The sequence below is a fragment of the Kitasatospora sp. NPDC048286 genome, from assembly GCF_043201735.1.
Classification (GTDB): Bacteria; Actinomycetota; Actinomycetes; order Streptomycetales; family Streptomycetaceae; genus Kitasatospora.
Genome location: NZ_JBICZE010000001.1, coordinates 427,968 through 451,371, shown reverse-complemented (window position 1 = coordinate 451,371; position 23,404 = coordinate 427,968). Strand labels below are relative to the sequence as shown.

At 73.7% G+C, this 23,404-nt stretch carries 25 protein-coding genes; 19 read left to right on the top strand and 6 right to left on the bottom strand.

Annotation, left to right across the window (positions count from 1 at the left end):
* Positions 1 to 8 precede the first annotated feature (8 nt).
* The 6 genes from ACGF13_RS02140 to ACGF13_RS02115 all read left to right on the top strand — a co-directional run bounded on the left by ACGF13_RS02140 (position 9) and on the right by ACGF13_RS02115 (position 4,433).
* The gene (locus tag ACGF13_RS02140; RefSeq protein WP_392867922.1) at positions 9 to 935 is read left to right on the top strand and encodes an RNA polymerase sigma-70 factor; all 927 of its coding nucleotides are present in this window, start codon (positions 9 to 11) and stop codon (positions 933 to 935) included.
* 35 nt (positions 936 to 970) lie between these two features.
* Complete coding sequence (locus ACGF13_RS02135) at positions 971 to 2,068, top strand: MerR family transcriptional regulator (protein ID WP_392867919.1); 1,098 nt, start codon at positions 971 to 973, stop codon at positions 2,066 to 2,068.
* 61 nt (positions 2,069 to 2,129) lie between these two features.
* Positions 2,130 to 2,933 (top strand): alpha/beta fold hydrolase, encoded by an 804-nt coding sequence (locus ACGF13_RS02130; RefSeq protein ID WP_392867917.1) that lies wholly within the window; start codon positions 2,130 to 2,132, stop codon positions 2,931 to 2,933.
* A 106-nt stretch (positions 2,934 to 3,039) separates the two neighbouring features.
* Positions 3,040 to 3,447, top strand: coding sequence for a helix-turn-helix domain-containing protein (locus ACGF13_RS02125; protein ID WP_392867915.1), 408 nt, complete (start codon positions 3,040 to 3,042; stop codon positions 3,445 to 3,447).
* 2 nt (positions 3,448 to 3,449) lie between these two features.
* On the top strand, positions 3,450 to 3,965 hold the full coding sequence (locus ACGF13_RS02120) for a hypothetical protein (RefSeq protein ID WP_392867912.1): 516 nt from the start codon (positions 3,450 to 3,452) through the stop codon (positions 3,963 to 3,965).
* A 198-nt stretch (positions 3,966 to 4,163) separates the two neighbouring features.
* On the top strand, positions 4,164 to 4,433 hold the full coding sequence (locus ACGF13_RS02115) for a DUF2516 family protein (RefSeq protein ID WP_392868765.1): 270 nt from the start codon (positions 4,164 to 4,166) through the stop codon (positions 4,431 to 4,433).
* 113 nt (positions 4,434 to 4,546) lie between these two features.
* Here ACGF13_RS02115 and ACGF13_RS02110 read toward each other — a convergent pair whose 3' ends face one another.
* Positions 4,547 to 6,043, bottom strand: coding sequence for a PP2C family protein-serine/threonine phosphatase (locus ACGF13_RS02110; RefSeq protein WP_392867909.1), 1,497 nt, complete (start codon positions 6,041 to 6,043; stop codon positions 4,547 to 4,549).
* A 234-nt stretch (positions 6,044 to 6,277) separates the two neighbouring features.
* Between ACGF13_RS02110 and ACGF13_RS02105 the strand changes: the two genes are divergently transcribed.
* Positions 6,278 to 6,844, top strand: a complete 567-nt coding sequence (locus ACGF13_RS02105; protein ID WP_392867907.1) for an O-acetyl-ADP-ribose deacetylase — start codon at positions 6,278 to 6,280, stop codon at positions 6,842 to 6,844.
* A gap of 253 nt (positions 6,845 to 7,097) precedes the next feature.
* Here ACGF13_RS02105 and ACGF13_RS02100 read toward each other — a convergent pair whose 3' ends face one another.
* Entirely contained in the window at positions 7,098 to 7,931 is an 834-nt protein-coding gene (locus ACGF13_RS02100; protein WP_392867906.1) for a class I SAM-dependent methyltransferase, read from the bottom strand.
* 214 nt (positions 7,932 to 8,145) lie between these two features.
* Here ACGF13_RS02100 and mshA point away from each other — a divergent pair, with 214 nt between their 5' ends.
* Together mshA and ACGF13_RS02090 are read left to right on the top strand one after the other, a co-directional pair.
* Positions 8,146 to 9,519, top strand: coding sequence for a D-inositol-3-phosphate glycosyltransferase (gene mshA, locus ACGF13_RS02095; RefSeq protein WP_392867903.1), 1,374 nt, complete (start codon positions 8,146 to 8,148; stop codon positions 9,517 to 9,519).
* Positions 9,520 to 9,589: 70 nt separating this feature from the next.
* A complete protein-coding gene (locus ACGF13_RS02090; RefSeq protein WP_392867901.1) occupies positions 9,590 to 10,144 on the top strand; it encodes a YbjN domain-containing protein in 555 nt (184 codons plus the stop codon).
* A gap of 9 nt (positions 10,145 to 10,153) precedes the next feature.
* Here ACGF13_RS02090 and ACGF13_RS02085 read toward each other — a convergent pair whose 3' ends face one another.
* Complete coding sequence (locus tag ACGF13_RS02085) at positions 10,154 to 11,443, bottom strand: MDR family MFS transporter (RefSeq protein WP_392867899.1); 1,290 nt, start codon at positions 11,441 to 11,443, stop codon at positions 10,154 to 10,156.
* A 149-nt stretch (positions 11,444 to 11,592) separates the two neighbouring features.
* On the opposite strand from ACGF13_RS02085, the gene ACGF13_RS02080 reads away from it, so the two are divergent.
* A complete protein-coding gene (locus ACGF13_RS02080; protein WP_392867897.1) occupies positions 11,593 to 12,351 on the top strand; it encodes a phosphoglyceromutase in 759 nt (252 codons plus the stop codon).
* 274 nt (positions 12,352 to 12,625) lie between these two features.
* Positions 12,626 to 13,222, top strand: coding sequence for a lytic polysaccharide monooxygenase (locus tag ACGF13_RS02075; RefSeq protein ID WP_392867894.1), 597 nt, complete (start codon positions 12,626 to 12,628; stop codon positions 13,220 to 13,222).
* Positions 13,223 to 13,306: 84 nt separating this feature from the next.
* On the opposite strand, the gene ACGF13_RS02070 is transcribed toward ACGF13_RS02075, so the two are convergent.
* Complete coding sequence (locus ACGF13_RS02070; RefSeq protein ID WP_316522953.1) at positions 13,307 to 13,486, bottom strand: hypothetical protein; 180 nt, start codon at positions 13,484 to 13,486, stop codon at positions 13,307 to 13,309.
* A gap of 227 nt (positions 13,487 to 13,713) precedes the next feature.
* The gene (gene phoU, locus ACGF13_RS02065; protein WP_392867892.1) at positions 13,714 to 14,403 is read right to left on the bottom strand and encodes a phosphate signaling complex protein PhoU; all 690 of its coding nucleotides are present in this window, start codon (positions 14,401 to 14,403) and stop codon (positions 13,714 to 13,716) included.
* Positions 14,404 to 14,709: 306 nt separating this feature from the next.
* Here phoU and ACGF13_RS02060 point away from each other — a divergent pair, with 306 nt between their 5' ends.
* A complete protein-coding gene (locus tag ACGF13_RS02060) occupies positions 14,710 to 16,104 on the top strand; it encodes a sensor histidine kinase (protein ID WP_392867890.1) in 1,395 nt (464 codons plus the stop codon).
* 2 nt (positions 16,105 to 16,106) lie between these two features.
* On the top strand, positions 16,107 to 16,802 hold the full coding sequence (locus ACGF13_RS02055; RefSeq protein ID WP_392867887.1) for a response regulator: 696 nt from the start codon (positions 16,107 to 16,109) through the stop codon (positions 16,800 to 16,802).
* Positions 16,803 to 16,904: 102 nt separating this feature from the next.
* Here ACGF13_RS02055 and ACGF13_RS02050 read toward each other — a convergent pair whose 3' ends face one another.
* On the bottom strand, positions 16,905 to 17,570 hold the full coding sequence (locus tag ACGF13_RS02050) for a DUF461 domain-containing protein (RefSeq protein ID WP_392867884.1): 666 nt from the start codon (positions 17,568 to 17,570) through the stop codon (positions 16,905 to 16,907).
* 427 nt (positions 17,571 to 17,997) lie between these two features.
* On the opposite strand from ACGF13_RS02050, the gene ACGF13_RS02045 reads away from it, so the two are divergent.
* The 6 genes from ACGF13_RS02045 to rlmB all read left to right on the top strand — a co-directional run bounded on the left by ACGF13_RS02045 (position 17,998) and on the right by rlmB (position 23,210).
* Positions 17,998 to 18,480 (top strand): CarD family transcriptional regulator, encoded by a 483-nt coding sequence (locus ACGF13_RS02045; RefSeq protein ID WP_014136563.1) that lies wholly within the window; start codon positions 17,998 to 18,000, stop codon positions 18,478 to 18,480.
* A 297-nt stretch (positions 18,481 to 18,777) separates the two neighbouring features.
* Positions 18,778 to 19,533, top strand: coding sequence for a 2-C-methyl-D-erythritol 4-phosphate cytidylyltransferase (gene ispD / locus ACGF13_RS02040; RefSeq protein WP_392868763.1), 756 nt, complete (start codon positions 18,778 to 18,780; stop codon positions 19,531 to 19,533).
* Positions 19,523 to 20,053 (top strand): 2-C-methyl-D-erythritol 2,4-cyclodiphosphate synthase, encoded by a 531-nt coding sequence (gene ispF / locus ACGF13_RS02035; RefSeq protein WP_392867881.1) that lies wholly within the window; start codon positions 19,523 to 19,525, stop codon positions 20,051 to 20,053. Before ispD ends, ispF begins: the two co-directional genes overlap by 11 nt.
* 142 nt (positions 20,054 to 20,195) lie before the next feature.
* Positions 20,196 to 20,591: a PPOX class F420-dependent oxidoreductase gene (locus ACGF13_RS02030; RefSeq protein WP_392867878.1), complete on the top strand. Its 396-nt coding sequence runs from the start codon at positions 20,196 to 20,198 to the stop codon at positions 20,589 to 20,591.
* 94 nt (positions 20,592 to 20,685) lie between these two features.
* Positions 20,686 to 22,080, top strand: coding sequence for a cysteine--tRNA ligase (cysS, locus tag ACGF13_RS02025; RefSeq protein WP_392867876.1), 1,395 nt, complete (start codon positions 20,686 to 20,688; stop codon positions 22,078 to 22,080).
* 137 nt (positions 22,081 to 22,217) lie between these two features.
* Positions 22,218 to 23,210 (top strand): 23S rRNA (guanosine(2251)-2'-O)-methyltransferase RlmB, encoded by a 993-nt coding sequence (gene rlmB, locus ACGF13_RS02020; protein ID WP_392867873.1) that lies wholly within the window; start codon positions 22,218 to 22,220, stop codon positions 23,208 to 23,210.
* The last annotated feature ends 194 nt before the right edge of the window (positions 23,211 to 23,404 follow it).

The window sequence follows — 23,404 nt, the reverse complement described above, 5'->3', positions numbered from 1 at the left end:
TCGCGAGGGTGACCGACACCCACGAGACCGGCACTCGGCTGGCCGACTTCGAGCAGCACCGGCGGATGGTCTTCGGCATCGCCTACCGGATGCTCGGCAGCGTCGCCGACGCCGAGGACCTGGTCCAGGACACCTGGCTGCGCTGGAGCGGCGTCACCGGCCCGGTCGCCAGCCCCGGCGGCTTCCTGGCCCGTACGGTCACCAACCTCGCGCTCAACAAGCTGGACTCGGCCGCCGTCCGCCGCGAGTCCTACGTCGGCCCCTGGCTGCCCGAGCCGCTGGTCACCGAGCCGGACGCGACCGACGGCGTCGAGCGCGCCGAGACCGTCTCGCTCGCCCTGCTGGTGGTGCTGGAGAGCCTGTCCCCGCTGGAGCGGGCGGTGTTCGTGCTCAAGGAGGCCTTCGGCTTCTCCTACCAGGAGATCGCCGAGGCCGTGGGCCGCAGCGAGGCCGCCTGCCGCCAGATCGGCAGCCGGGCCCGGGCGCACGTGCGCGCCGGCCGGCCGCGCTACGACGCACCGCCCGAGCTGCGCCGCCGCGCCACCGACGAGTTCCTGGCGGCCTGCGTCGGCGGCGACCTCAACCGGATGCTGGAACTGCTCGCCCCCGACGTCACCGGCTGGACGGACGGCGGTGGGGTGATCCGCGCCGCGCTGCGGCCGATCAACGGTGCCGAGAACGTCGCCCGCTTCGTCCTCGGGGTGCTCAGCCGGCTCGGCGAGGGGGCCGGTGCCCGGCCGGTCCTGGTCAACGGGGATCCCGGCGTGCTGATCACCATGGACGGCGCCGTCGACTCCGTCTCGGTGTTCGAGTTCGCCGAGCAGCCGGACGGCACCGTGCGGATCGCCGAGATCCGCAGCGTCCGCAACCCGGACAAGCTGACCCACCTTGCCGACCCCGCCTCCGCCTCCACGTTCGCCCCCGGCCCGGCTTGACCCTCGACCAGGTCGAGCCCGCAGAGTCACCGGGCATGGAGAGCGAGCTGCACAGCATCGGCGAACTGGCCCGCGCCAGCGGCCTCGGCGTCGGCACCCTGCGCTACTACGACGGCGCCGAGGTGCTCACCCCGGCCTGGGTCGACCCGCAGACCGGCTACCGCTGGTACCGGCCCGGCCAGCTCGCCGACGCCCGGCTGCTGGCCCGGCTGCGCAGGGTCGGCCTGCCGCTGGCCGGCATCCGCGCCGTGCTCGGCGCCGCACCCGGCGGCGGCGAGGCCCGGCAGGTGCTCGACGCGCACCTGCGACGGCTGGAGGACGGCCTCGCCGACGCCCGCCGCGAGCTCTCCCTGATCCACGCGATGATCGACCAGAGGGAGCAGCCGATGACCACCACCCCCGCCGCACTCCGGCTCACCGTCCCGGCCGAGGACCTCGCGGCCGCCCTGGACGCGGTCCGCTTCGCGGTCTGCGGGGACCCGGAGCTGCCCGCGCTCGCCGGGGTGCTCTTCGAGCCGGACGGCCCGGTGCTGCGCCTGGTCGCCACCGACCGCTACCGGATGGCCCTCGCCGAGGTGCCCGCCACCGGCGGGACGCCCGAGCGGCCGGTGGCCGGCACGATCGTCCCGACCGCGCTGGTGGACGCGCTGCGCGCGCTGCTCGGCGCCGGACCGGCGGACGTGGTGCTCACCCTCGGCGGGGGGCCGGTCCGGGCCGAGGTCGGGGAGCACCGGATCGAGGGCGTCGCCCCGGACCTCGACTACCCCGACCACCGGGCCGTCACCCGGCTCGAACCGGAGCACCGGATCACCCAGTCCGCCGCCGAACTGCGCGCCGCCGTCGAGGCCGGCGCCACCCGCACCCTGCCCTCCGGCCCGGACGGCGCCGACTGCGAGGTCACCGTCCTGACCCTGACCGGGGACGGCCGCCTGACCGTCGCCGACGACCCGGCGCCCGAGGGCTACCGACTGGCCGTCAACCGGGACTTCCTGCTCGACGCCCTCGACGCCGGGCGGCCCGAACAGCTGCTCCTCGAACTCGGCGGCCCGATCGCCCCGTTGGCCGTCCGCACCCCCGGCCGGGCGGGCACCTTCTCCGTCCTGATGCCCATCCGGCTGCCCGAGACGCCCTGACCCTCCTGCGCCCGGGCCGCCTGACCGAACGGCCTGACAGGGGCTCTGGAATGATCACCGCATGAGCCGGAACATCGAACCCCGCGTCACCGAGGTCCACGTCCCCGTCTCCGGCGGCGGCCTGCTGTGGGCGGAGCGCCGCGGCTCCGGCAGCCCGGTGGTGCTGCTGCACGGCTCCGGCATGGACTCCCGGCTGTGGGACGCCGTCGTCCCGGAGCTGTCCCGGCACCACGACGTGATCCGCTACGACGCCCGCGGCCTCGGCCGCTCCAGCGCGCCGGAGCAGGTCTTCGACGACATCGCGGACCTGGGCGCCGTCCTGGACCACTTCGGTCTGCGCGGTGCCGCGCTGGTCGGCCTGAGCATGGGCGGGGAGACCGCGCTGGACTTCGCCCTGGCCCACCCGGACCGGGTCGCCGCGCTCGGCCTGGTCGGTGCCTCGGTGAGCGGTCACGACTGGCCGCCGTCCCCGGAGACCACCGCCTACGCCGAGGCCCGGCGGCGCGGCGACGCGGCCGCGCTGGCCGAGCTGGAGCTCTCCGTCTGGGCGGCCATGGGCCGCACCGCACCGGGCGGCGAGCTGATCGCGACGATGGTCGAGGAGAACGCGGCCCGCCGGATCGTCAGCGAGCACCACCTCGCCGGCGCCCCGGCCCGGGAGGCCGAGCCGGTCCTCGGCACCGTCACCGCGCCCACCCTGGTCGTCCACGGCGACCGCGACCACCCGGAGATCGCGGCGATCGCCCGGCGGCTCGCCTCCGACATCCCCGGCGCCCGCGGCCACCTCGTCCCGGACGCCGACCACTACCTCCCGCTGCGCACCCCCGAACGGCTCACCGAACTCCTCCTCGCCCACCTGGCGTAACGGCCCCACCCGCGGGCCGGTTCGAGGGCCCGGCCCCCGCCCCGGCGCGTTTGCTGCCGCTAGCACCCTGCTTGCATTTGCAAGCAGGGTGCTGCAGGCTGTCCGCATGGCCTCACTGAACGTCGGCTCGCTGGGCGAGTACATCCGCGAGCAGCGCCGCAACGCCCAGTACTCGCTGCGGCAGCTGGCGGAGGCCGCCGGCGTGTCCAACCCGTACCTCAGCCAGATCGAGCGCGGGCTGCGCAAGCCGAGCGCGGAGATCCTCCAGCAGATCGCCAAGGCGCTGCGGATCTCCGCGGAGACGCTGTACGTCCAGGCCGGGATCCTGGAGGAGCGGCGGGGTGAGGGCCTGGAGCTCAGGGCCTCGATCCTGGCCGATCCGCTGATCAACGAGCAGCAGAAGCAGGCGCTGCTCGCGGTCTACGACGCCTTCCTCAAGGAGAACGCCGCGTCGGTTCCCACCCCGACGGCCGACGGCGCCGCCACCCAGAACACCCACCGGGAGGACCGGTAACCATGCCCATCACCGACGAGATCAAGAAGACCCTCGGCGACCCGACCCCGCTGTACGCCCTGGCCGGCGCGGGGGACCTCGCCTACGAGAAGCTGCGCGAGGTGCCGGGCCGGGTCGAGGCGCTGGCGGCGGACCGCAAGGGCGCGCAGGAGATGGCCACCGCCAGGCTCCAGGAGGCGCAGTCGCTGCTGACCGGGGCGCAGGCCAGGGTCACCGAGACCGTCACCGCCCTGCCGACGGACCTCAGGGCGCTGCAGGAGCGGGCCCAGGGCTTCGCCCTGCAGCAGGTGGCCCGCGCGGTCGAGCTGGCCGTGAAGGCCAAGGAGACGTACGACGAGCTGGCCGAGCGCGGCAAGGTCGTGGTGGACAAGGCCCGCCCCGGCGAGGCGGACGAGGCCGAGCGGGTCGAGCTGACCGTCGAGCGGGTCGAGGCCGAGCCGGTGGCGGAGAGCGACGACGTGCCCGCCCCGAAGAAGTCCCCCCGGGCCCGCAAGGACGCCGCCGACGCCGCGGAGTGACCTCGTGCCCCGCGGGGCACAACCGGTGACCGTGGGACGTTGACCCCGTTGCGGACGGTCGTCGTGCCAGGATGGACGGCGGTCGCATCGCCGGAGTCGAGAGCAGAGGAGATCGAAATGGTCGGAGTGTTTCAGATTCTGGCCTTTTCCTACCTGAACCCGATCTGGTGGGCGACCATCGCCATCCTGGCCTACAAGATGTTCGCGCTGGTCGACGCGGCCACGCGCCGGGAGGACGCCTACCGGGCCGCCGACAAGAAGACCAAGGGCTTCTGGGTGGCGATCCTGGCGATCTCCTTCGGGTGGGACTTCCTGTTCGGGGTGAACTTCTTCACCGGCATCGGCACCCTGGCCGGCCTGGTCGCCTCGATCGTCTACGTGGTGGACGTCCGCCCGGCGATCCGGGCGCTGACCGGGGGCGGCGGCCGGGGCGGCCGGAGCAACACCGGCCCGTACGGCCCCTGGTAGGCCCTGCGACGGACAACGCGACGGCCCGGGCGGTGGGTTCACCCGCCCGGGCCGCCGCGTTCGCGCGCCCAGGCCTCCGCGCTCGCGCCTCCGCGTCCGCGCCTTCGAGCCCGTCAGCCGAGGATCAGCTGCACCGGGTTGCGCTCCAGTAGCAGCACCGCGACGTCGTCGGTCAGCGCGCCGCCGTTCAGCTCCTCGACCTCGGCGATGGCGCTGTCGACCAGCCGCCCCCGGGTCAGCCCGGCGGCCTGGTGGTCGCCGACCAGGTCCGCCAGCCCGTCCTGGCCCAGGCGGCGCGACCCGGCCCCGACCCGTCCCTCGATCAGCCCGTCGGTGTAGAGCAACAGCCGCCAGCCGGGCCGCAGTTCGAGCTCGTGGGCGGGCCAGGCGGCCTGCCCGTCGTGGCACGGAAGCAGGCCGAGCGCGGGCCCGGCGAGGTCGGCGGGCAGGGTGATCGGGGCGTGGTCCCGGCCGAGCAGCAGCGGTGCCGGGTGTCCGGCGAGGTAGAGCCGGGCCCGCTCGGCGGCGCCGAGCGAGTCGAGGTCGCTGCCGACCCCGCCGGGCCCGATGACCAGCATGCAGAGCGTCGCGAAGATCTCGTCGCTGCGCCGCTCGTGCTCCAGCACGTGCTGGAGGGTGGTGAGCAGGGCCTCGCCGGTGAGGCCGGCGAAGACCAGGGTGCGCCACGCTATCCGGAGCGCGACGCCGAGCGCGGCCTCGTCCGGGCCGTGGCCGCAGACGTCGCCGATCACGACGTGGACGGCTCCGTCGTCGGTGCGCACGGCGTCGTAGAAGTCGCCGCCGAGCAGCGCGCGGCGGCGGCCGGGGCGGTAGCGCCGGGTGAAGGAGAGCCCGGCGCCGTCGAGCAGCGGGGTGGGCAGCAGGTGGCGCTGGAGGCGGGCGTTCTCCTGGCCGCGCAACTCGGCCTCGACCAGGCGGCGCTGGGACTCGTCGGCGCGCTTGCGCTCGACGGCGTAGCGCAGGGCGCGGGCGAGCAGCGGGCCGTCCGTCTCGTGCTTGAGCAGGAAGTCCTGGGCGCCGGCCGCGACGGCGGCGGCGCCGAGTTCGGCCCCGGCGGCGTCGGTGAGCACCACGACCGGGGTGTGCGGGGCCCGGCGGAGCAGTTCGTGCAGGCCCTCCAGCCCGTCCGAGGAGTCGGACGGGTGCGGCAGGTCGGCGGCCGCGGCGAGGTCGAGCAGCACGCAGCCGAACTCGGGGGTGCGGGAGCGGCCGCGCCGGGCCCAGGGTGCGGGCGGGGCGAGCAGTTCGGTGGCCTGGTCCAGGCCGCGGGCCCAGTGGATCTCGATCGAGGTGCCGCTGTCGGCCACCGCGGCCTTGATCAGCTGGGCGTCCGAGTCGTCGTCCTCGATGACCAGCAGCCGCAGCGGCGCGCCGTCGGCCGGTCCGTCCGCGGTCGGCGGGCCGGCCGGGTCGGAGACGTGGGACGGGTGGGAGGCGTGCGCGGCCCGCGAGCGGGGGTGGGGTATCGGGGGAGCCGTCGTGGCCGGTCCGGTCGTGGCGCGGTTGCGGGCATGACCGACGGGGGCGCCGTCATGGGCGCCCGGCAGGTCCGCGGCACCAGGTGCCCGCCCGTCTCCCGTTGCGGGCATCGGTGGTTCCTCCCTTTCCCCGACTGCGTAACGGTCGGCGTCCGTCCGCAGTGCCCGCCTGGCACCGCGCGTCGGGGAACTTCTCGCGACCATAACGTGATCTCCGGGGATTTCTCTGGCCGACCGGCGCCGTTGTGGTTATTGCCACGCCGGTGGCGGTGTGGTGACTGGACGAGGACGACGAATCGGCCCCGGCCCGGCGGGAGCCGGGCGGCCGGGGGAGAGGAACGGGCGATGACGACGCGGATCACTCTGGCGGAGGGTGACATCACGGAACAGTCGGTGGACGTGGTGGTGAACGCCGCCAACTCGTCCCTGCTGGGCGGGGGCGGGGTGGACGGCGCGATCCACCGCAAGGGCGGGCCGCAGATCCTGGAGGAGTGCCGCAAGCTGCGGGCCTCGCACTGGGGCAAGGGGCTGGCCACCGGTCGGGCGGTGGCGACGACGGCCGGGCGGCTGCCGGCCCGGTGGGTGGTGCACACCGTCGGGCCGGTGTACCGGGCGGAGGAGTACTACGAGGAGCGGGCGGGGCTGCTGGCCTCCTGCTATCGCGAGTCGCTGCGCACCGCGGCGGCGCTGGGCGCGCGCACGGTGGCCTTCCCGGCGGTGTCGGCCGGGATCTACGGCTGGCCGCCGGCGGACGCGGCCCGGATCGCGCTCGGCACCGTCGCGGAGGTGCTGGACGGCGGTGACGCGCAGGCGGGGGCGGAGCTGGCGGAGGTGCGGTTCGTGTTGTTCGGGTCGGAGATGTACGAGGTGTTCGAGCGGGCTCGGGGGGAGCTGTCCGAGCGGGACGGCTGACGGTGGGGCGTGGCGCGTGGGGCGTGGTGCCGACCGAGGGGCGTGTGGTGTCGCCGCTCGGTCGGCACCATCGTGGCGTGCCGGGGCGTCAACACGCCATAGGTATTCGATAACTCGTTCGAGTGAATGCGTCGGATCGCTCACCAGCTCCGGCGTGCACCAGGCTTCCGCGCTCCCGGGCCTGTCGCGAACTCCCGCGCCGTCCCCGCGCCCGCAGGCTCCCCGGTCGGTCGGTCGGTCGGTCGGCCGGCCGCTACGGCGCGAGCGCCGACCAGGGCACCGTGACCTCGCCCTGCCGCCACCGGCCGCGCGCGTCCACCAGCGGCCAGCTGCCCGAGAGCGCCGCGCAGGCCGCCGCCCAGCGCTGCCGCGCCCCGAACGCCCCGTACGGCGCGGCCGCCGCCCAGGCCCGGTCGAAGTCGGTCAGGAAGGCGTGCACCGGCCGCCCCGGCACGTTGTGGTGGATCAGCGCCTTCGGCAGCCGCTCGGCCAGGTCGGAGGGCTGGCCGAGGCCGCCCAGCCGGGCCGCGAAGGTCACCGTCCGGGGCCCCTCCGGGCCGAGCGCGACCCAGACGTGCCGCCGTCCGACCTCGTCGCAGGTGCCCTCGACCAGCAGCCCGTCCGGGGCGAGCCGCGCGCACAGCCGCTCCCACACCCCGGCCACCGCCGACTCGTCGTACTGCCGCAGCACGTTGGCGGCCCGGATCAGCTGGGCCGGCGCGCCCCCGTCCAGCGGTACCTCGAAGCCCCCGCGCCGGAAGGTGAGCAGCGGCGGCTCGGCGTACGGCAGCGCGGCGGCGACCCGCTCCGGTTCGATCTCGATCCCGACCACCCGGACGTCCGGCCGCACCGTGCGCAGCCGCCCGGCCAGCTCGACGGCGGTCCACGGCGCGGCCCCGTAACCGAGGTCCACCGCGACCGGCGGGCGCTCGGCGGTGCGCAGCGCGCGGCCCAGGGTGTGGGCGATCCAGCGGTCCATCCGGCGCAGCCGGTTGGTGTTGGTGGTGCCCCGGGTGACCGTTCCCACCGGGCGTCCGGTCCGTCCGCGGGCGGGCGCGGCGGGAGCGGGGTCGAAGGAGGCAGCCATGCCCAGAAGGGTAGTCGGGCCGCCGGGGCGACCGCGCTGACCTGGGGCGATGGGCGTCGGTCCGGCCGGTGGGCGGCGGCGGGAATGCCGGGCGCGGTCCGTGTGGTTGGCACACTGGTGGTGATGTGTGCCCAGGACGGGGCAGCGCACACCGGACAACGGGCGGCCCGGTGCGGGCGGCCTAGACGGGCCGCACAGAGGAGGCTTCAGCCAGGTGATCCAGCACCCCGTCCGTTCGGTACGCCGTGCCCAGTCCGCCGCCCCCGCGCGCGGCCGGCTCCAGTCGCTCGTCCCCGGCCGCCGCCGCCCGCGCCGGATAGCCATGCTGAGCGTCCACACCTCGCCGCTGCACCAGCCCGGCACCGGGGACGCCGGCGGGATGAACGTCTACATCGTCGAGCTGGCCAAGCGCCTGGCCGACCTCGACATCGAGGTCGAGGTGTTCACCCGGTCGATCTGCTCGGACGACGCGCCGACGGTCGAGCTGGCCCCGGGCGTGCTGGTGCGGCACGTCACCGCCGGGCCGTACGAGGGCCTGGTCAAGGAGGACCTGCCGGCCCAGCTGTGCGCCTTCACCCACGGGGTGCTGCGGACGGAGGCGGGCCACCGCCCCGGCCACTACGACCTGGTGCACTCGCACTACTGGCTCTCCGGGCAGGTCGGCTGGCTGGCCGCGCAGCGCTGGGGGGTGCCGCTGGTGCACACCATGCACACCATGGCGAAGGTCAAGAACGCCGCGCTGGCCGTGGGCGACACGCCCGAGCCCGCGGCCCGGGTGATCGGGGAGACCCAGGTGGTGGAGGCGGCCGACCGGCTGATCGCCAACACCACCGAGGAGGCCGCCGAGCTGGCCCGGCACTACGGCGCCCGGCCGGACCAGCTGGCCGTCGTCCACCCCGGGGTCAACCTGGACGTCTTCCGCCCCGGCGGGCCGCCGACGTCCGCCGCCGCCCGGGCCCGGCTGGGCCTGCCGCAGGACGCCGCGGTGCTGCTGTTCGCCGGCCGGATCCAGCCGCTGAAGGCCCCGGACGTGCTGCTGCGGGCGGTCGCCGCGCTGCTGGCCCGCCGCCCGGATCTGCGCGAGCGTCTGGTGGTGCCGGTGGTCGGTGGTCCGTCCGGCACCGGGCTGGCCCGGCCGGAGAGCCTGCACAAGCTCGCCGCCCAGCTGGGCATCTGCGACGTGGTGCGGTTCCACCCGCCGGTCGGCCAGCCGCAGCTCGCGGACTGGTACCGCGCGGCGACGGCGCTGGTGATGCCCTCGTACAGCGAGTCCTTCGGGCTGGTCGCGCTGGAGGCGCAGGCCTGCGGCACCCCGGTGGTGGCGGCCGCGGTCGGCGGCCTGCCGGTCGCGGTGCGGGACGGCGAGACCGGCACCCTGGTGCAGGGCCACGACCCGCTGGACTGGTCGTACGCGCTGGAGCCGTACGTCACCGACCGGGGCCTGGTGGCCCGGCGCGGCGAGGCGGCGGCCCGGCACGCGGCCGCGTTCGGCTGGGACACCGCCGCGGCGACCACCGCCGAGGTGTACGCCGGCAGCATGGCCCGCCCTGGCGGCCGGTTCGCCGGGGCCCGGCAGCGCCTGGCCTGAGGCCGCGAGCGGGTGAGGTCGCGAGCGTCGGGGCTGCGCCCGCCCGGTACCGGCGAGTAACGTCACCCCCATGGCAATCCGCACCAAGGACGAGGCCCTGACCCTCCTGCGCGCCGCCCTGGACGACGCCGGGGTGGCCTGGGAGCCGGCCGCCGCCGACCCGTACACGCTGGTGGCGGCCCTCCCCGGCACCCGGAAGCTGAGCACCGCCTGCGCCCTGCGGGTCGGAGACCACACCCTCTCGGTGAACGCCTTCGTGATCCGCCGCCCGGACGAGAACCACGAGGCCGTCTACCGCTGGCTGCTGGAACGCAACACCCGGATGTACGGCGTCGGGTACGCGATCGACGCGCTCGGCGACGTCTACCTGGCCGGCCGGCTGCCGCTGGAGGCGCTCACCCCGCAGGTCGTGGACCGGCTGCTCGGGGCGGTGCTGGAGAACGCCGACGAGCCGTTCGACACCCTGCTGGAGCTGGGCTTCGCCACGGCGATCCGGCGGGAGTGGGAGTGGCGGACCAAGCGCGGGGAGTCCACCCGCAACCTGGCCGCCTTCGCCCACCTGGCCGCCCCCGCCCCCGGGGCCGACGCCCCCGCCCCCGGGGCCGATGCCCCGGACGCTGGCTGACCCGTCCTTTCAGGCGCCCGCCGGAGCCTTCTCCGGCTCCGCCGCGGGTGCCGCGACCTCCGTCGCCACGGGTCGGCGGCGCCCCACCGCGCCCGTCCGGCGGGCCAGCACCAGGTACCCGGCCGCGGTGGCGGTTCCGACCGCCCCGCAGGTCGTCCAGAGCACCACCGGCCCGGCGTGCTGGAGCAGCAGCCCGCCGCCCGCCGGGCCGAGGAACGAGGCGAGCGACCAGGAGAGGCTGAACACGCCCTGGTAGCGGCCGCGCCCGTGGGCCGGCGCCAGCTCGGCGACCAGGCCCATCATCACCGGCGTGTTGAGGATCTCGCCGACCGTCCAGACCGCCACCGAGAGCGCGAACAGCCAGGCCGAGGACCCGGCCACCGCGGCCAGCCCGAAGCCCCAGCCGGTGAGCAGACAGCTGGCGATCAGCAGCCCGGTCCGCGAGCGGCCCTGCATCCACCGGGTGAGCGGGATCTGGAGGACCACGATCAGCAGCCCGTTCAGGCCGATGACCAGGCCGTACTCGGTGGAGGTGATCCCGGCCGCGCCCATGTCCACGGCCAGCGTGGTGCTGCCTTGCTGGAAGACCAGCGCGAGCATCAGGGTCAGCCCGACCAGCGCCATGAACGGGGCGTCCCGGAACACCGAGAGCAGGCTGATCCGGGGTTCGGCGGAGCCCGCCGACTGGTCGGGGGCGACCTGCGGCCTGGTCTCCGGGATCCGGACGAAGATCACCAGGGCGCAGACCAGGGTGGAGAACGCGTCCAGCAGGAACAGCGTGAGGTACCCGTGGGTGGCGATCAGACCGGCCAGGGCGGCCGAGAGGCCGAAGCCGATGTTGACCGCCCAGTAGTTCAGCGAGTACGCGCGGACCCGGTCCTCGGGCGGCACCAGGTCGGCGATGACGGCCGAGGTGGGCGGCCGGGTGGCGTTGTTGAACAGGCCCACCAGGAAGGCCACCACGGCGATCGCCACCTGGCCGTCCGTGAAGCCGAGCACGGTGGTGAACAGCGCGGTGCCGAGCTGGGCGCCCAGCAGCGTGGGGCGTCGCCCGATCCGGTCGGTCAGCACGCCCGCGAGGAGTGCCGCGGCGGCCGAGCCGAGGCCGAACAACGAGGCCACCAGGCCCGCGTAGGAGGCCGAGTACCCCCGGTCCTTGGTCAGGTACATCGCCAGGAACGGAACGACGAACGCGCCCAGCTTGTTCACCAGGGTGCTCACCCAGAGCCACCAGAACTGGCGCGGCAGCCCGCCCGCCGTCTCCTGGACCACTCTTCGGAACCGGGCGGTGACGAGCATGTGGGGGCTCCCGAGGCAGGTGTCCGCTGAGCGGCGCGGGCAGGCCCGGTCAGCCGACGAATGTAAGTGTCAGATGCGCGGGGCACACATTACACAGCGGTCGTAGGTCCCCACCAGGGGTTTTCCGGCCCCCCACTAAGCTGGGGGCCATGGCTGACACGACGTACCGACTCATCCTGCTCCGCCACGGCGAGAGCCAGTGGAACCAGAAGAACCTGTTCACCGGTTGGGTCGATGTCGACCTCAACGAGAAGGGCGAGAAGGAGGCCGCCCGTGGTGGCGAGCTCCTGGCCGCCGAGGGCCTGCTCCCCGACGTGCTGCACACCTCGCTGCTGCGCCGCGCCATCCGTACCTCGCAGATCGCCCTGGACAAGGCCGACCGGCACTGGATCCCGGTCAGCCGCAGCTGGCGGCTGAACGAGCGCCACTACGGCGCGCTCCAGGGCAAGGACAAGGCCCAGACCCTGGCCGAGTTCGGCGAGGAGCAGTTCCAGCTGTGGCGCCGCTCGTACGACACCCCGCCGCCGGTCCTGGCCGACGACGCCGAGTACTCGCAGGCCGGTGACGCCCGCTACGCCGAGATCCCGAGCGAGCTGCGTCCGCGCACCGAGTGCCTGAAGGACGTCGTCGAGCGGATGCTCCCGTACTGGTACGACGCCATCGTCCCGGACCTCGCCGCCGGCAAGACCGTTCTGGTCACCGCCCACGGCAACAGCCTGCGCGCGCTGGTCAAGCACCTCGACGGCATCTCCGACGAGGCCATCGCCGGCCTGAACATCCCGACCGGCATCCCGCTGGTGTACGAGCTGGACGCCGACTTCAAGCCCGTCACCCCGGGCGGCCGCTACCTCGACCCGGACGCCGCCGCGGCCGCGATCGAGGCGGTCAAGAACCAGGGCAAGAAGTAGGCCACTTGCCGCTACGGCCCCGCCGCCCGGGCAGACCGGGTGGCGGGGCCTTCGTTCGTTTTCGGTCGGTTCGAGGCCAACCCGATTGCCTGGCAAGGGAGTTGGGTAGTCGGCAAAGTGGTTCAGACCATTGACGGGCTCGGCCGGCGGCTCCTACCGTGAGGGCACCGGACCGGCGCAGGCATGCCAGGATCCCCTCGTCCGGGCCGCCGCACCCCCAACGCGCGCGTCTGCGCCCCGGCGCACACTCCATCCACCCCCACGGAGGAGCACCATGCGCACACGACACATCGTCGGGGCGGCCGTCGCCGCGCTGGCGATCCCGTTGACCCTCGCCTTCCCGGCCTCGTCCCACGGCTGGATCTCGACCCCGCCCAGCCGCGCCGCGCTCTGCGACACCCACGTCGACGGCGTCCCGTGGGACTGCGGCGACATCCAGTGGGAGCCGCAGAGCGTCGAGGGCCCCAAGGGCTTCCCGGCCCTCGGCCCCTCGGACGGCACCATCTGCGCCGGCGGCAACGCGCGCTTCGCCGAGCTGGACGACCCCCACGCGGGCGCCTGGCCGACCACCCCGGTGACGGCGGGCCGGCAGCTCACCTTCACCTGGACGTTCACCGCCCGGCACGCGACCACGGACTTCCGGTACTACATGACCAAGCCGGGCTACGACGCGAGCCGGCCCGTCACCCGGGCCAACCTGGACCTGACGCCCTTCCTGACCGTCCCGTACGGCGGGGTGCAGGTGCCGAGCACGCTCAGCCACACCGCGACCATCCCGAGCGGGCGCACCGGGCACCAGGTGGTCGTCGCGGTCTGGACGATCGCCGACACCGGGAACGCCTTCTACTCCTGCACCGACGTCAGGTTCTGACCCCGCGAGGGGACGGCGGCACGAGCGAGGTGCACGGCCGCCGGAAGGCCGTGCACCTCGGGGCCTCCACGGGCGGTGGGCCGCTCAGTGGCCACCGCAGCAGCCGCCGTCGGCGCCGCCGCACTGGCAGGGCGCGCCGGACTGGCAGCCGCAGCCGCAGCCCGGGCCGCAGCCGCAGCCGGCGGCGAGGACGGGGAGCAGCTTCGGGGCGAGTGGCTCGACGGTGTCGTGGGCGGTTGCCGGTCGGGTCGGGTTGGCCTTCATCGAGCTTCCCTCCTAAGGACGGGCGCACTCCTGTGCCCCCACCGTCGAGTGAAACCGCCGAACGGAGGGGACGTCAACGGGCGCGCAGGGGTGGGGCGCACGGAGGACCGTGCGCCCGCACCACCCTCGTCACGGGTTTACTCACCCCTCGGGGTGAGCCGGGCAGCCACGGCGCCTGCCGGTACCGCGCCCGCCGGTACCGCGACCGCCGCTACCGGGACCGGCGGTCAGTCGACCGGCGCGGCCTCGGCGGCCTCGGTGGCGGCCACGAAGTCGGCCACGTGCTCGCCCGTCACCAGGTACACCACGCGCTTGGCGACCGACACCGCGTGGTCCGCGAAGCGCTCGTAGTAGCGGCCGACCAGGGTGATGTCGACGGCGGTCTCGATGCCGTGGTGCCAGCGCTCGTCGATCAGGTGCGACAGCAGCTCGCGGTGCAGCGAGTCGATCGCGTCGTCGTCCTGCTCCATCTCCAGGGCCTTGTCGACGTCCTTGGTGGCTATGACCAGGCCGGCCTTGGCCACCAGGCGCTGGGCGAGCTGGCCCATCTCCAGGACGGTGGAGTGCAGGTCGCCCGGCACCGCGGTGTCGGGGTAGCGCATCCGCGCGACCTTGGCGACGTGCCGGGCGAGGTCGCCGCAGCGCTCCAGGTCGGCGCTCATCCGCAGCGAGGTGACGACGATGCGCAGGTCGGTGGCGACCGGCTGCTGGCGGGCGAGGAGGTCGATGGCCCGGTTCTCCAGCTCGTGGTGGAGGTCGTTGACCTTCTCGTCGGCGGCGATCACGCTCTCCGCCAGCGCCAGGTCCGCGTCGAGGAGGGCGGTGGTGGCCCGGCCCATCGCCGATCCGACCAGCCGGGCCATCTCGACCAGGCTGTCGCCGATCGCATCGAGTTCCTCGTGGTACGCGTCGCGCATGTTCTCTCCTCAGTAGCTGTGTCGGTGGCGGTGCCGACCGGCCAGCCCGTCCGACCGTCGTTCCGGCGTCCGGGTGACCGCTGCTGGTGGCGCGCATCGTACGCGCACACCCGAGCCGGTGGCCGCTGTTCGGCACACCGATCTCTCCCACACGGGCTGCCTGGCCAACTTTCCGCCGTCAGGGCGACGGTGCACGGCCGCTCCGGTGAATCGGCAGCTACCTGAAGGTGAATTCTCGGCAACGCATGGTCGATGCCTTGATCCCACGCTTGGGGAGTGCCCTGGCCGTGCGCTTACGCTGGCCACATGGACGTGAACGTGGCCGCCGCCGCTGCCTGTGCCATAGCCGGGCTCGGCGTCGGCCTCACCGCCTCCATCGCCTTCCGCTGGAGCGAGCGCGAGCAGGCCAAGGGCAGGTACAGCGGAACCGGCGGCAGGAACCCCGGCCGGCACCAGTCCCTGGGCACCGGCAACCCCGAGCCGCCGCTGCCGCCCGGGGTCGACACCGTACTCTCCGTGCTCCGCTCCTGCGCGATCGTGCTGGGCGAGGGCGACGAGGTGGTCAAGGCCAGCTCGGCGGCGTACGCGATGGGCCTGGTGCGCGGTGGCGCCGTCGCCGTGGACCAGATGCTCTCGCTGGCCCGCTCCACCCGCCGGGACGGCGAGATCCGCCAGGTCGAACTGGAGGTGCCCCGGCCGGGCGCGGCCCGCGCGGCGGAGCCGCTCGCGGTCTCCGTCCGGGTGGCCCCGCTGGGCTCCCGACTGGTGCTGGTGCTGGTCGAGGACCAGACCGAGCGGCGCCGGGTGGAGGCCGTCCGCCGGGACTTCGTGGCCAACGTCAGCCACGAGCTCAAGACGCCGGTCGGTGCCCTGTCGCTGCTCTCCGAGGCGGTCGTCGACGCGTCCGACGACCCGGAGGCGGTGCAGCGCTTCGCCGGCCGCATGCAGGTCGAGGCGGCCCGGCTGGCCAGCCTGGTCCAGGAGATCATCGACCTCTCCCGGGTCCAGGACGACCGGCTGATGGTCGACCCGGAGCCGGTCGCGGTGGACGAGCTGATCGCCGAGGCGATCGACCGCTGCCGCCAGCAGGCCGCCGCCAAGCAGATCCTGATCGCGGCGGGCGGCATCGCCGGCCTCTACCTGCACGGCAACCGCGGCCAGCTCGCCGCCGCGCTCGGCAACCTGGTCGAGAACGCCGTCAACTACAGCCCGCCCCGCACCCGGGTGGCCATCGCCACCCGCCGGATCTCCAGCGCCGCGGCGCTCGGGGAGGCGGACGGCGAGCTCATCGAGATCTCGGTCACCGACCAGGGCATCGGCATCTCCGAGAAGGACCGCGAGCGGGTCTTCGAGCGGTTCTACCGCGTCGACCCCGCCCGCTCCCGGGCGACCGGCGGCACCGGTCTGGGCCTGTCCATCGTCAAGCACGTCGCGGCCTCGCACGGCGGCACCGTCTCGGTGTGGAGTGTCGAGGGCCAGGGTTCGACCTTCACCGTCCGCCTGCCCGCCGGGCGGGCCCCGGTGGAGGACGAGCCCGACGACGAGTTCGACGACGGGACGGACCACGCGCCGGGCGGCGACCCCGCCGGACCCGCCGCACCCCCGACCCTCACCACGGACCGCAAGGCCCGTTCGCTCCCCGCCGGGGAGCGGGAACAACACCTGTCAGACACAACCCCTCAGCTTGCCCCGGAGGCCTGATCGTGACCCGAGTACTGGTGGTCGAGGACGAGGAGTCGTTCAGCGACGCCCTCTCGTACATGCTCCGCAAGGAGGGCTTCGAGGTGGCCGTCGCCGCCACCGGCCCCGACGCCCTGGAGCAGTTCGAACGCAATGGTGCCGACCTCGTCCTGCTCGACCTGATGCTGCCGGGCCTGCCCGGCACGGAGGTCTGCCGCCAGCTCCGGGTGCGTTCCAACGTCCCGGTGATCATGGTGACCGCCAAGGACAGCGAGATCGACAAGGTCGTCGGTCTGGAGATAGGCGCTGACGACTACGTCACCAAGCCGTACTCCACCCGCGAGCTGGTCGCGCGGATCCGCGCGGTGCTGCGCCGCCGCGGCGAGGACGGCGGCGCGGGGGACAACGGCAACGGCCCGGGCGCCCTCGAGGCGGGCCCGGTCCGGATGGACGTCGACCGCCACGTGGTGACGGTGGACGGCGCCAAGGTCGACCTGCCGCTCAAGGAGTTCGACCTGCTGGAGATGCTGCTGCGCAACGCGGGCCGGGTGCTCACCCGGATGCAGCTGATCGACCGGGTGTGGGGCGCGGACTACGTCGGCGACACCAAGACCCTGGACGTCCACGTGAAGCGCCTGCGGGCCAAGATCGAGCCGGACCCGGGCGCGCCGCGCTACCTGGTCACCGTCCGCGGCCTGGGCTACAAGTTCGAGCCGTAAACCGTCCCGACCACGCGGAAGGCCCCCGCCGGCAGCAGCCGGAGGGGGCCTTCGCGTCGCTCCGGCGGGCCCGGGCGGGCCCGCCGGAGGCGGAGTGCGGCGTCAGTGCGCGGCCGGGACGGCCGGGGCGGTGGTGCCGGCCGGGACGGCGCCACCGGTGGTCGGGGCACCCGGGGTGGTACCGGTGGCCGGGGCGGTGGCACCGGGGGTGGTGGTCTTGGCGGGGGTGGCGGTCGGCGACGGGGTCGGACCGTAACCCTGGTAGAGGCCGTGGCCGTGCTCGCCCGAGTCCGGGCTCACGGAGGCCTGGGCCTCGACCTTCTGGCCGTCCTTGAAGGTGAAGACGGTCGGGGCGAAGCCGCCGACGGGGACGGTCGCGGAGGCGGCGGTGGCGGTCGGGTTGCCCTGACCGCCGATCGCCACGGCTCCACCGGCCGGGATGACGATGCTGGACAGCGGCGCGCCGGCGGCGTCCGCGAAGGTGGTAGCGGCACCGCCGACGGTGACGGACTGGAGCTCGGCCGGGATGTCCGCGGTGTTCGCGATGTTCACGACCACGTTCGCGGGACCGGTGTGGTCGCCGACGGCGCCCTCGCCGGTGACGACCACGATGTTGTTCAGTCGGAGGTGCGTTCCGACGGTCGCCGCCGCGTTGTCCGGCTTGATCTGCAGGGTGTCCGGCGTGTTGCCGGCGGCGCAGGAGGACAGCGAGGCGATGGCGATGGCGGCGATGGCGGCGATGCTGCCGCGTCGAAGGCTGCGGCTCACGGCGGCGGCTTCTCCTAGGTCACGTGTCGGTAGGTCAGGTCTCAGATTATCGACCTCGCTTATGCGCTCCTCACGGGGTGGTCCCCGTGTCGCACTCCCGGGGCCCGCCGGAGGCCGTCCGGCGGTACGGTCGACATGTTCGGGTCACGCGACGGACAAGCTTCGACCAAGATCGAATAACGATTCGGCCGCGACCTGAAAAGGGGTGAAAGCTCAAGATCCAATCATGGTTGCGGGGGTGTTGCGCAAGGGTTTCGCCGAACCCCGGAACCGCCTCCGACCTGCGGGAAGCCCCTCTCGAACACTGGTCGCAGCACGTCATGGGGGTCCTTGTCAAGCCCCGAGACCGGCCCTGACCTGCGAAAACGCCCTTCGGGTGCGCCGAGAAGCGTGTTATTCTGGAAAGCCACGGAAGGGGTCCTGTCACATGACGTTCAAGGTTGGCGACACGGTGGTCTACCCCCATCACGGGGCCGCGCTGATCGAGGCCATCGAAACTCGCCAGATCAAAGGTGTGGACAAGACCTACCTGGTGCTCAAGGTGCAGCAGGGAGACCTGACGCTCCGCGTGCCCGCCGAGAACGCGGAGTTCGTCGGCGTGCGCGATGTGGTCGGCCAGGAGGGTCTGGACCGGGTCTTCGAGGTGCTGCGGGCACCGTACACGGAAGAGCCGACCAACTGGTCCCGTCGCTACAAGGCGAACCTGGAGAAGCTCGCCTCGGGCGACGTCATCAAGGTCGCCGAGGTCGTCCGCGACCTGTGGCGCCGCGAGCGCGAGCGCGGCCTCTCGGCCGGCGAGAAGCGGATGCTCGCGAAGGCGCGCCAGATCCTCGTCAGCGAGCTCGCGCTGGCGGAGAACACCAACGAGGACAAGGCGGAGACGCTGCTCGACGAGGTCCTCGCCTCGTAGCGCACGCCACCGCAGTGCGGTCGGGCTGCCGCCCAACGCTCACAGCGCCCGGTGCCGACGCACCACTCCGCGGACGAACCGTTCGCGAGTGGTGCAGTGGCACTTCGGGCGCTGAGGCATGTCCGGACCACGCCACCCGCCCCAGCCGGCCCAGGCCTGCAAGAGCGTTTCTGCACCCGTTGTCGTGCGGAGCTTGCGGAGCTGTGCGGCGGGCGGTGGACCGTGGTTCTTCGGAAGGGGCCCGGTGCGCCCGCCGGGCACGCCATGGCCATACCCACTTCGCCGAAGGAGTGAAACCTGAACGCGTCAGGAGCAGTCGCAGCAGCAGTGGTGCCCGCCGCCGGACGCGGTGAGCGGCTGGGGCCGGGGGCCCCGAAGGCCCTGCGGGAACTCGGGGGCGTGCCGCTCCTGGTGCACGCCGTCCGGGCCCTGGCCCGCAGCCGGGCGGTCGGCCTGGTCGTGGTCGCCGCGCCCGCCGACGGGGTGGCCGAGGTGGTCGCCCTGCTGGACAGCCACGGGCTGGACGACAAGGACATCCGGGTGGTGGCCGGCGGGGCGACCCGCCAGGAGTCGGTCCGGCTGGGCCTGGCCGCGATCCCGGACGAGGTCGGGATCGTGCTGGTGCACGACGCGGCCCGCCCGCTGGTCCCGGTCGAGGTGGTGGACACCGTCGCGGCCGCCGTCCGGGCCGGGGCGCGGGCGGTGGTGCCGGCGGTGCCGCTGGCCGACACGGTGAAGCGGGTCGAGCCGAACCCGGGCGGCCCCGAGCCGGTGCTCGACACGCCCGAGCGCGCCACCCTTCGCGCGGTGCAGACCCCGCAGGGCTTCGACCGCGCCACCCTGGTCGAGGTGCACGCCAAGGCGCTGGCCGAGGAGAGCGCGGGCACCGCCGACGCGCCCGCGGTCACCGACGACGCCGGCCTGGTCGAGCGCTACGGCGGCCGGGTCGTCGTGGTGCCCGGCCACGAGGAGGCGTTCAAGGTCACCCGTCCGCTGGACCTCGTGCTCGCCGAGGCCGTACTCGCCCGCAGGAGGGCCGCCGATGCCTACTGATCCGACGACCGCCGCTCCGGTGCCCGCCGCCCCGCAGGCCCCGGTGATCCCCCGCGTCGGGATCGGCACCGACGTGCACGCCTTCGAGGCCGGCCGTCCGCTCTGGGTGGCCGGGCTGGAGTGGCCGGACGCCGGGGTCGGGCTCTCCGGGCACTCGGACGCCGACGTCGCCGCGCACGCCGCCTGCGACGCGCTGTTCTCGGCCGCCGGGATCGGCGACCTGGGCGCCCACTTCGGCACCGACCGCCCGGAGTGGGCCGGCGCGTCCGGGGTGAAGCTGCTCGGCGAAGCGGCCCGGCTGGTCCGCGCGGCGGGCTTCGAGATCGGCAACGTCTCGGTCCAGGTGATCGGCGTGCGGCCGAAGATCGGCAAGCGCCGGACCGAGGCGCAGGCCGCGCTGTCCGAGGCGGCCGGTGCCCCGGTGTCCGTCTCCGGCACCACCACCGACGGGCTGGGGCTGACCGGCCGGGCCGAGGGCCTGGCCGCGATCGCCACCGCCCTGGTGTACGAGCGGCGTTGAGCCGGCCACGCTGAGCAGGCGGGAAGAAACCGTCCCTGACGGGTGTTCACCCGGTGTCCGCGGGGCCCGAGTCGCTACTGTTCGGCTCGGGCCCGTACGGGGCTTCCGCTCGGGCCGAACCGCCGACGAGAAGAGGTAAACCGTGTCCGCCCAGCTCTCCGACCGTGCCAGGGCCCTGCTCGACACCAAGAGCTTCGCCGTGGTCTCCACGATCCAGCCCGACGGCAGCCCCCAGTCCACCGTGGTCTGGGTCAAGCGGGAGGGCGACGACATCCTGTTCTCCACCGTCCAGGGCCGTCGCAAGCACCTCAACCTGGTGCGGGACCCGCGGGTCTCGATCCTGATCAACCCGGCGGACAGCCCGTACGAGTACCTGGAGGCGCGCGGCGAGGTCTCGATGACCACCGAGGGCGGCCGGGAGCTGATCGACGAGCTGGCCGGCAAGTACATGGGCCAGGACAAGTACACGATGGACGGCCCGGACGACGTCCGGGTGATCGTCCGGCTCGCCCCGAGCAAGGTGCTCGGCAACATCTGAGCCGCGTCCGCGGCAGCGTCCGACCCCGCCACAGCCCACCGTTTCCCGGGGGAATGTGGCGGGGCACCCCCTGCTGCCCACTACGCTTGACGCTGTGAGCATTCGTCTGTACGACACCAGCACCCGCCAGGTACGCGACTTCGTCCCGCTTGTACCGGGTTGTGTCTCGATCTACCTGTGCGGCGCTACCGTCCAGTCGGCGCCACACATCGGGCACATCCGGTCCGGGCTCAACTTCGACATCATGCAGCGGTGGTTCGCCTACCGCGGCTACCAGGTGACCTTCGTCCGGAACGTCACCGACATCGACGACAAGATCATCGCCAAGGAGCGCGAGCTCGGCACGCCGTGGTGGCAGGTCGGCTACCAGAACGAGCGCGCCTTCAACGACGGCTACGACGCGCTGGGCTGCCTGCCGCCGACCGTCGAGCCGCGGGCCACCGGGCACATCCCCGAGATGATCGAGATGATGCGTGGGCTCATCGAGACGGGCCACGCCTACGCGGCCGACGGCAACGTCTACTTCGACGTCCGCTCGTACCCGGACTACCTGGCGCTCTCCAACCAGAAGCTGGACGACCTGCGCCAGCCCGAGGGAGAGGGCGAGACCGGCAAGCGGGACCAGCGCGACTTCGCGATGTGGAAGGCCGCCAAGCCGGGCGAGCCGAGCTGGGAGACCCCGTGGGGCCGCGGGCGTCCGGGCTGGCACCTGGAGTGCTCGGCGATGGTCCACAAGTACCTGGGCGCGGCCTTCGACATCCACGGCGGCGGGCTGGACCTGATCTTCCCGCACCACGAGAACGAGATCGCCCAGTCCAAGGCCTACGGCGACGAGTTCGCCAACTTCTGGGTGCACAACGCCTGGGTCACCATGGCCGGCGAGAAGATGAGCAAGTCGCTGGGCAACTCGGTGCTGGTCTCCGAGATGGTCCGGGCGTGGCGGCCGATCGTGCTCCGCTACTACCTGGCGGGCCCGCACTACCGCTCGATGATCGAGTACAGCGAGGAGTCGCTGCGCGAGGCCGAGGCCGGCTTCGGCCGGATCGAGGGCTTCATCCAGCGCGCCGTCGAGCGCTGCGGGACGGTCGACGCGGCGCCCGAGGTGCCGCCGGCCTTCGCCGAGGCGATGGACGACGACTTCGGTGTGCCGCAGGCGCTGGCCGTCGTGCACACCGCCGTCCGCCAGGGCAACAGCGCCCTGAACGCGGACGACAAGGAGAGCGTGGTGGCGCGACTCGCCGAGGTCCGTGCGATGCTCGGTGTACTGGGCCTCGACCCGCTCGACCCGCAGTGGGCCGGGGCGGAGCGCGGCGAGGACCTCCACGGTGTGGTCGACTCGCTGGTCCGTCTGGTCCTGGACCAGCGGCAGGCGGCGCGCGAGCGCAAGGACTTCGCCACCGCGGATGCCATCCGCGACCAGCTCGGCCTGGCCGGGCTGGCGATCGAGGACACCCCGTCCGGCCCGCGCTGGACGATCAACAGCCAGTAACCCCATCCGACGATCGGGGTGATGGGTGGGCCGTACCGGACCGGTGCGGCCCTCCCGCATGACGTAGCGCATGCCGTCGACCGCCACCGGGCACACCGGGGCGGCCGGGGCATGCCGGACAGACAGGAAGTACAGCCATGGCCGGCAACAGCCAGCGCAGGAACCGCCGCAACCCCGGATCGAAGAAGGGCGCGTCTGTCGGTACCGGCGGGCACAGCCGGAAGGCCCTCCAGGGCAAGGGCCCGACCCCTCCCGGCGAGGAGCGCAAGGGCCACCCGAAGCAGCGCGCCGCCAACGCCGCGGTCAAGCGCGAGCGGGACGCCAAGGCCCGGGCCGGCATGCGCCGGGCCGGCGGCGGCGGTCGCGGTGGCCGCGGCGGTGCGGGCAGCGCAGAGCTGGTCTTCGGCCGCAACTCCGTGGTCGAGGCCCTGAAGGGCGACGTGCCGGCCAACGCGCTGTACGTCCAGCAGTTCATCGACACCGACGACCGGGTCCGCGACGCGTTCCAGGCCGCCAACGACCGCGGCATCCCGCTGATGGAGGCCCCGCGGCCCCAGCTGGACCAGATGACCGGCGGGATGAACCACCAGGGCCTGGTGCTCCAGGTGCCGCCGTACGAGTACGCGCACCCCGAGGACCTGCTGGCGGACGCCGCCGACGCCGGCCAGGACGCGCTGATCATCGCGCTGGACGGCGTGACCGACTCGCGCAACCTGGGCGCCGTGGTCCGCTCCGCCGCCGCCTTCGGCGCGCACGGCGTGGTCATCCCCGAGCGCCGCGCGGCCGGCATGACCGCCGGTGCCTGGAAGACCTCCTCCGGCGCCGCGGCCCGGCTGCCCGTCGCCCGGGCCACCAACATGACCCGCACCCTGGAGGCCTACCAGAAGGCCGGCCTGATGGTGGTCGGCCTGGCCGCCGACGGCGAGGCCGAGATCGGCGACCTGGACCTGCTGAACGGGCCGGTCGTGATCGTCGCGGGCAGCGAGGGCAAGGGCCTGTCCCGGCTGGTCTCGGAGACCTGCGACATGCGGGTCCGGATCCCGATGTCCGGCCTGACCGAGTCGCTGAACGCCGGTGTCGCGGCGGGCATCGTGCTGTACGAGGCCGCGCGGATGCGGGCCAAGCGCTGAGCACCACTGGGCGCCGCTGACCGGCGCCCGGGGCCCAGCACGGCCGGGGTTCGGAACGCAGGCGATCTTCCGAATTCCCCGCAAACAGAGTGAAGGCGATCGGGCCCGACCGGGCCCGATCGCTTTTTTCATGATCACTTCAAGTGTGTGCCGGACATCCACTCGGGAGAGTGTCCTAAGCGGCCGTCACCCGG

What these genes read in the sequence shown, in the direction of transcription:
- ACGF13_RS02125 (WP_392867915.1), top strand. Translation starts at nt 3,040, where the DNA reads ATGGCCTCACTGAACGTCGGCTCGCTGGGCGAGTACATCCGCGAGCAG.
- rlmB (WP_392867873.1), top strand. Translation starts at nt 22,218, where the DNA reads ATGGCCGGCAACAGCCAGCGCAGGAACCGCCGCAACCCCGGATCGAAG.
- phoU (WP_392867892.1), bottom strand. Translation starts at nt 14,403, where the DNA reads ATGCGCGACGCGTACCACGAGGAACTCGATGCGATCGGCGACAGCCTG.
- ACGF13_RS02100 (WP_392867906.1), bottom strand. Translation starts at nt 7,931, where the DNA reads ATGGCTGCCTCCTTCGACCCCGCTCCCGCCGCGCCCGCCCGCGGACGG.
- ACGF13_RS02110 (WP_392867909.1), bottom strand. Translation starts at nt 6,043, where the DNA reads ATGCCCGCAACGGGAGACGGGCGGGCACCTGGTGCCGCGGACCTGCCG.
- ACGF13_RS02115 (WP_392868765.1), top strand. Translation starts at nt 4,164, where the DNA reads ATGTTCGCGCTGGTCGACGCGGCCACGCGCCGGGAGGACGCCTACCGG.
- ACGF13_RS02060 (WP_392867890.1), top strand. Translation starts at nt 14,710, where the DNA reads ATGGACGTGAACGTGGCCGCCGCCGCTGCCTGTGCCATAGCCGGGCTC.
- ACGF13_RS02090 (WP_392867901.1), top strand. Translation starts at nt 9,590, where the DNA reads ATGGCAATCCGCACCAAGGACGAGGCCCTGACCCTCCTGCGCGCCGCC.
- ACGF13_RS02135 (WP_392867919.1), top strand. Translation starts at nt 971, where the DNA reads ATGGAGAGCGAGCTGCACAGCATCGGCGAACTGGCCCGCGCCAGCGGC.
- ACGF13_RS02070 (WP_316522953.1), bottom strand. Translation starts at nt 13,486, where the DNA reads ATGAAGGCCAACCCGACCCGACCGGCAACCGCCCACGACACCGTCGAG.
- ACGF13_RS02130 (WP_392867917.1), top strand. Translation starts at nt 2,130, where the DNA reads ATGAGCCGGAACATCGAACCCCGCGTCACCGAGGTCCACGTCCCCGTC.
- ACGF13_RS02080 (WP_392867897.1), top strand. Translation starts at nt 11,593, where the DNA reads ATGGCTGACACGACGTACCGACTCATCCTGCTCCGCCACGGCGAGAGC.
- ACGF13_RS02105 (WP_392867907.1), top strand. Translation starts at nt 6,278, where the DNA reads ATGACGACGCGGATCACTCTGGCGGAGGGTGACATCACGGAACAGTCG.
- ACGF13_RS02045 (WP_014136563.1), top strand. Translation starts at nt 17,998, where the DNA reads ATGACGTTCAAGGTTGGCGACACGGTGGTCTACCCCCATCACGGGGCC.
- ispF (WP_392867881.1), top strand. Translation starts at nt 19,523, where the DNA reads ATGCCTACTGATCCGACGACCGCCGCTCCGGTGCCCGCCGCCCCGCAG.
- ACGF13_RS02085 (WP_392867899.1), bottom strand. Translation starts at nt 11,443, where the DNA reads ATGCTCGTCACCGCCCGGTTCCGAAGAGTGGTCCAGGAGACGGCGGGC.
- ACGF13_RS02075 (WP_392867894.1), top strand. Translation starts at nt 12,626, where the DNA reads ATGCGCACACGACACATCGTCGGGGCGGCCGTCGCCGCGCTGGCGATC.
- ACGF13_RS02120 (WP_392867912.1), top strand. Translation starts at nt 3,450, where the DNA reads ATGCCCATCACCGACGAGATCAAGAAGACCCTCGGCGACCCGACCCCG.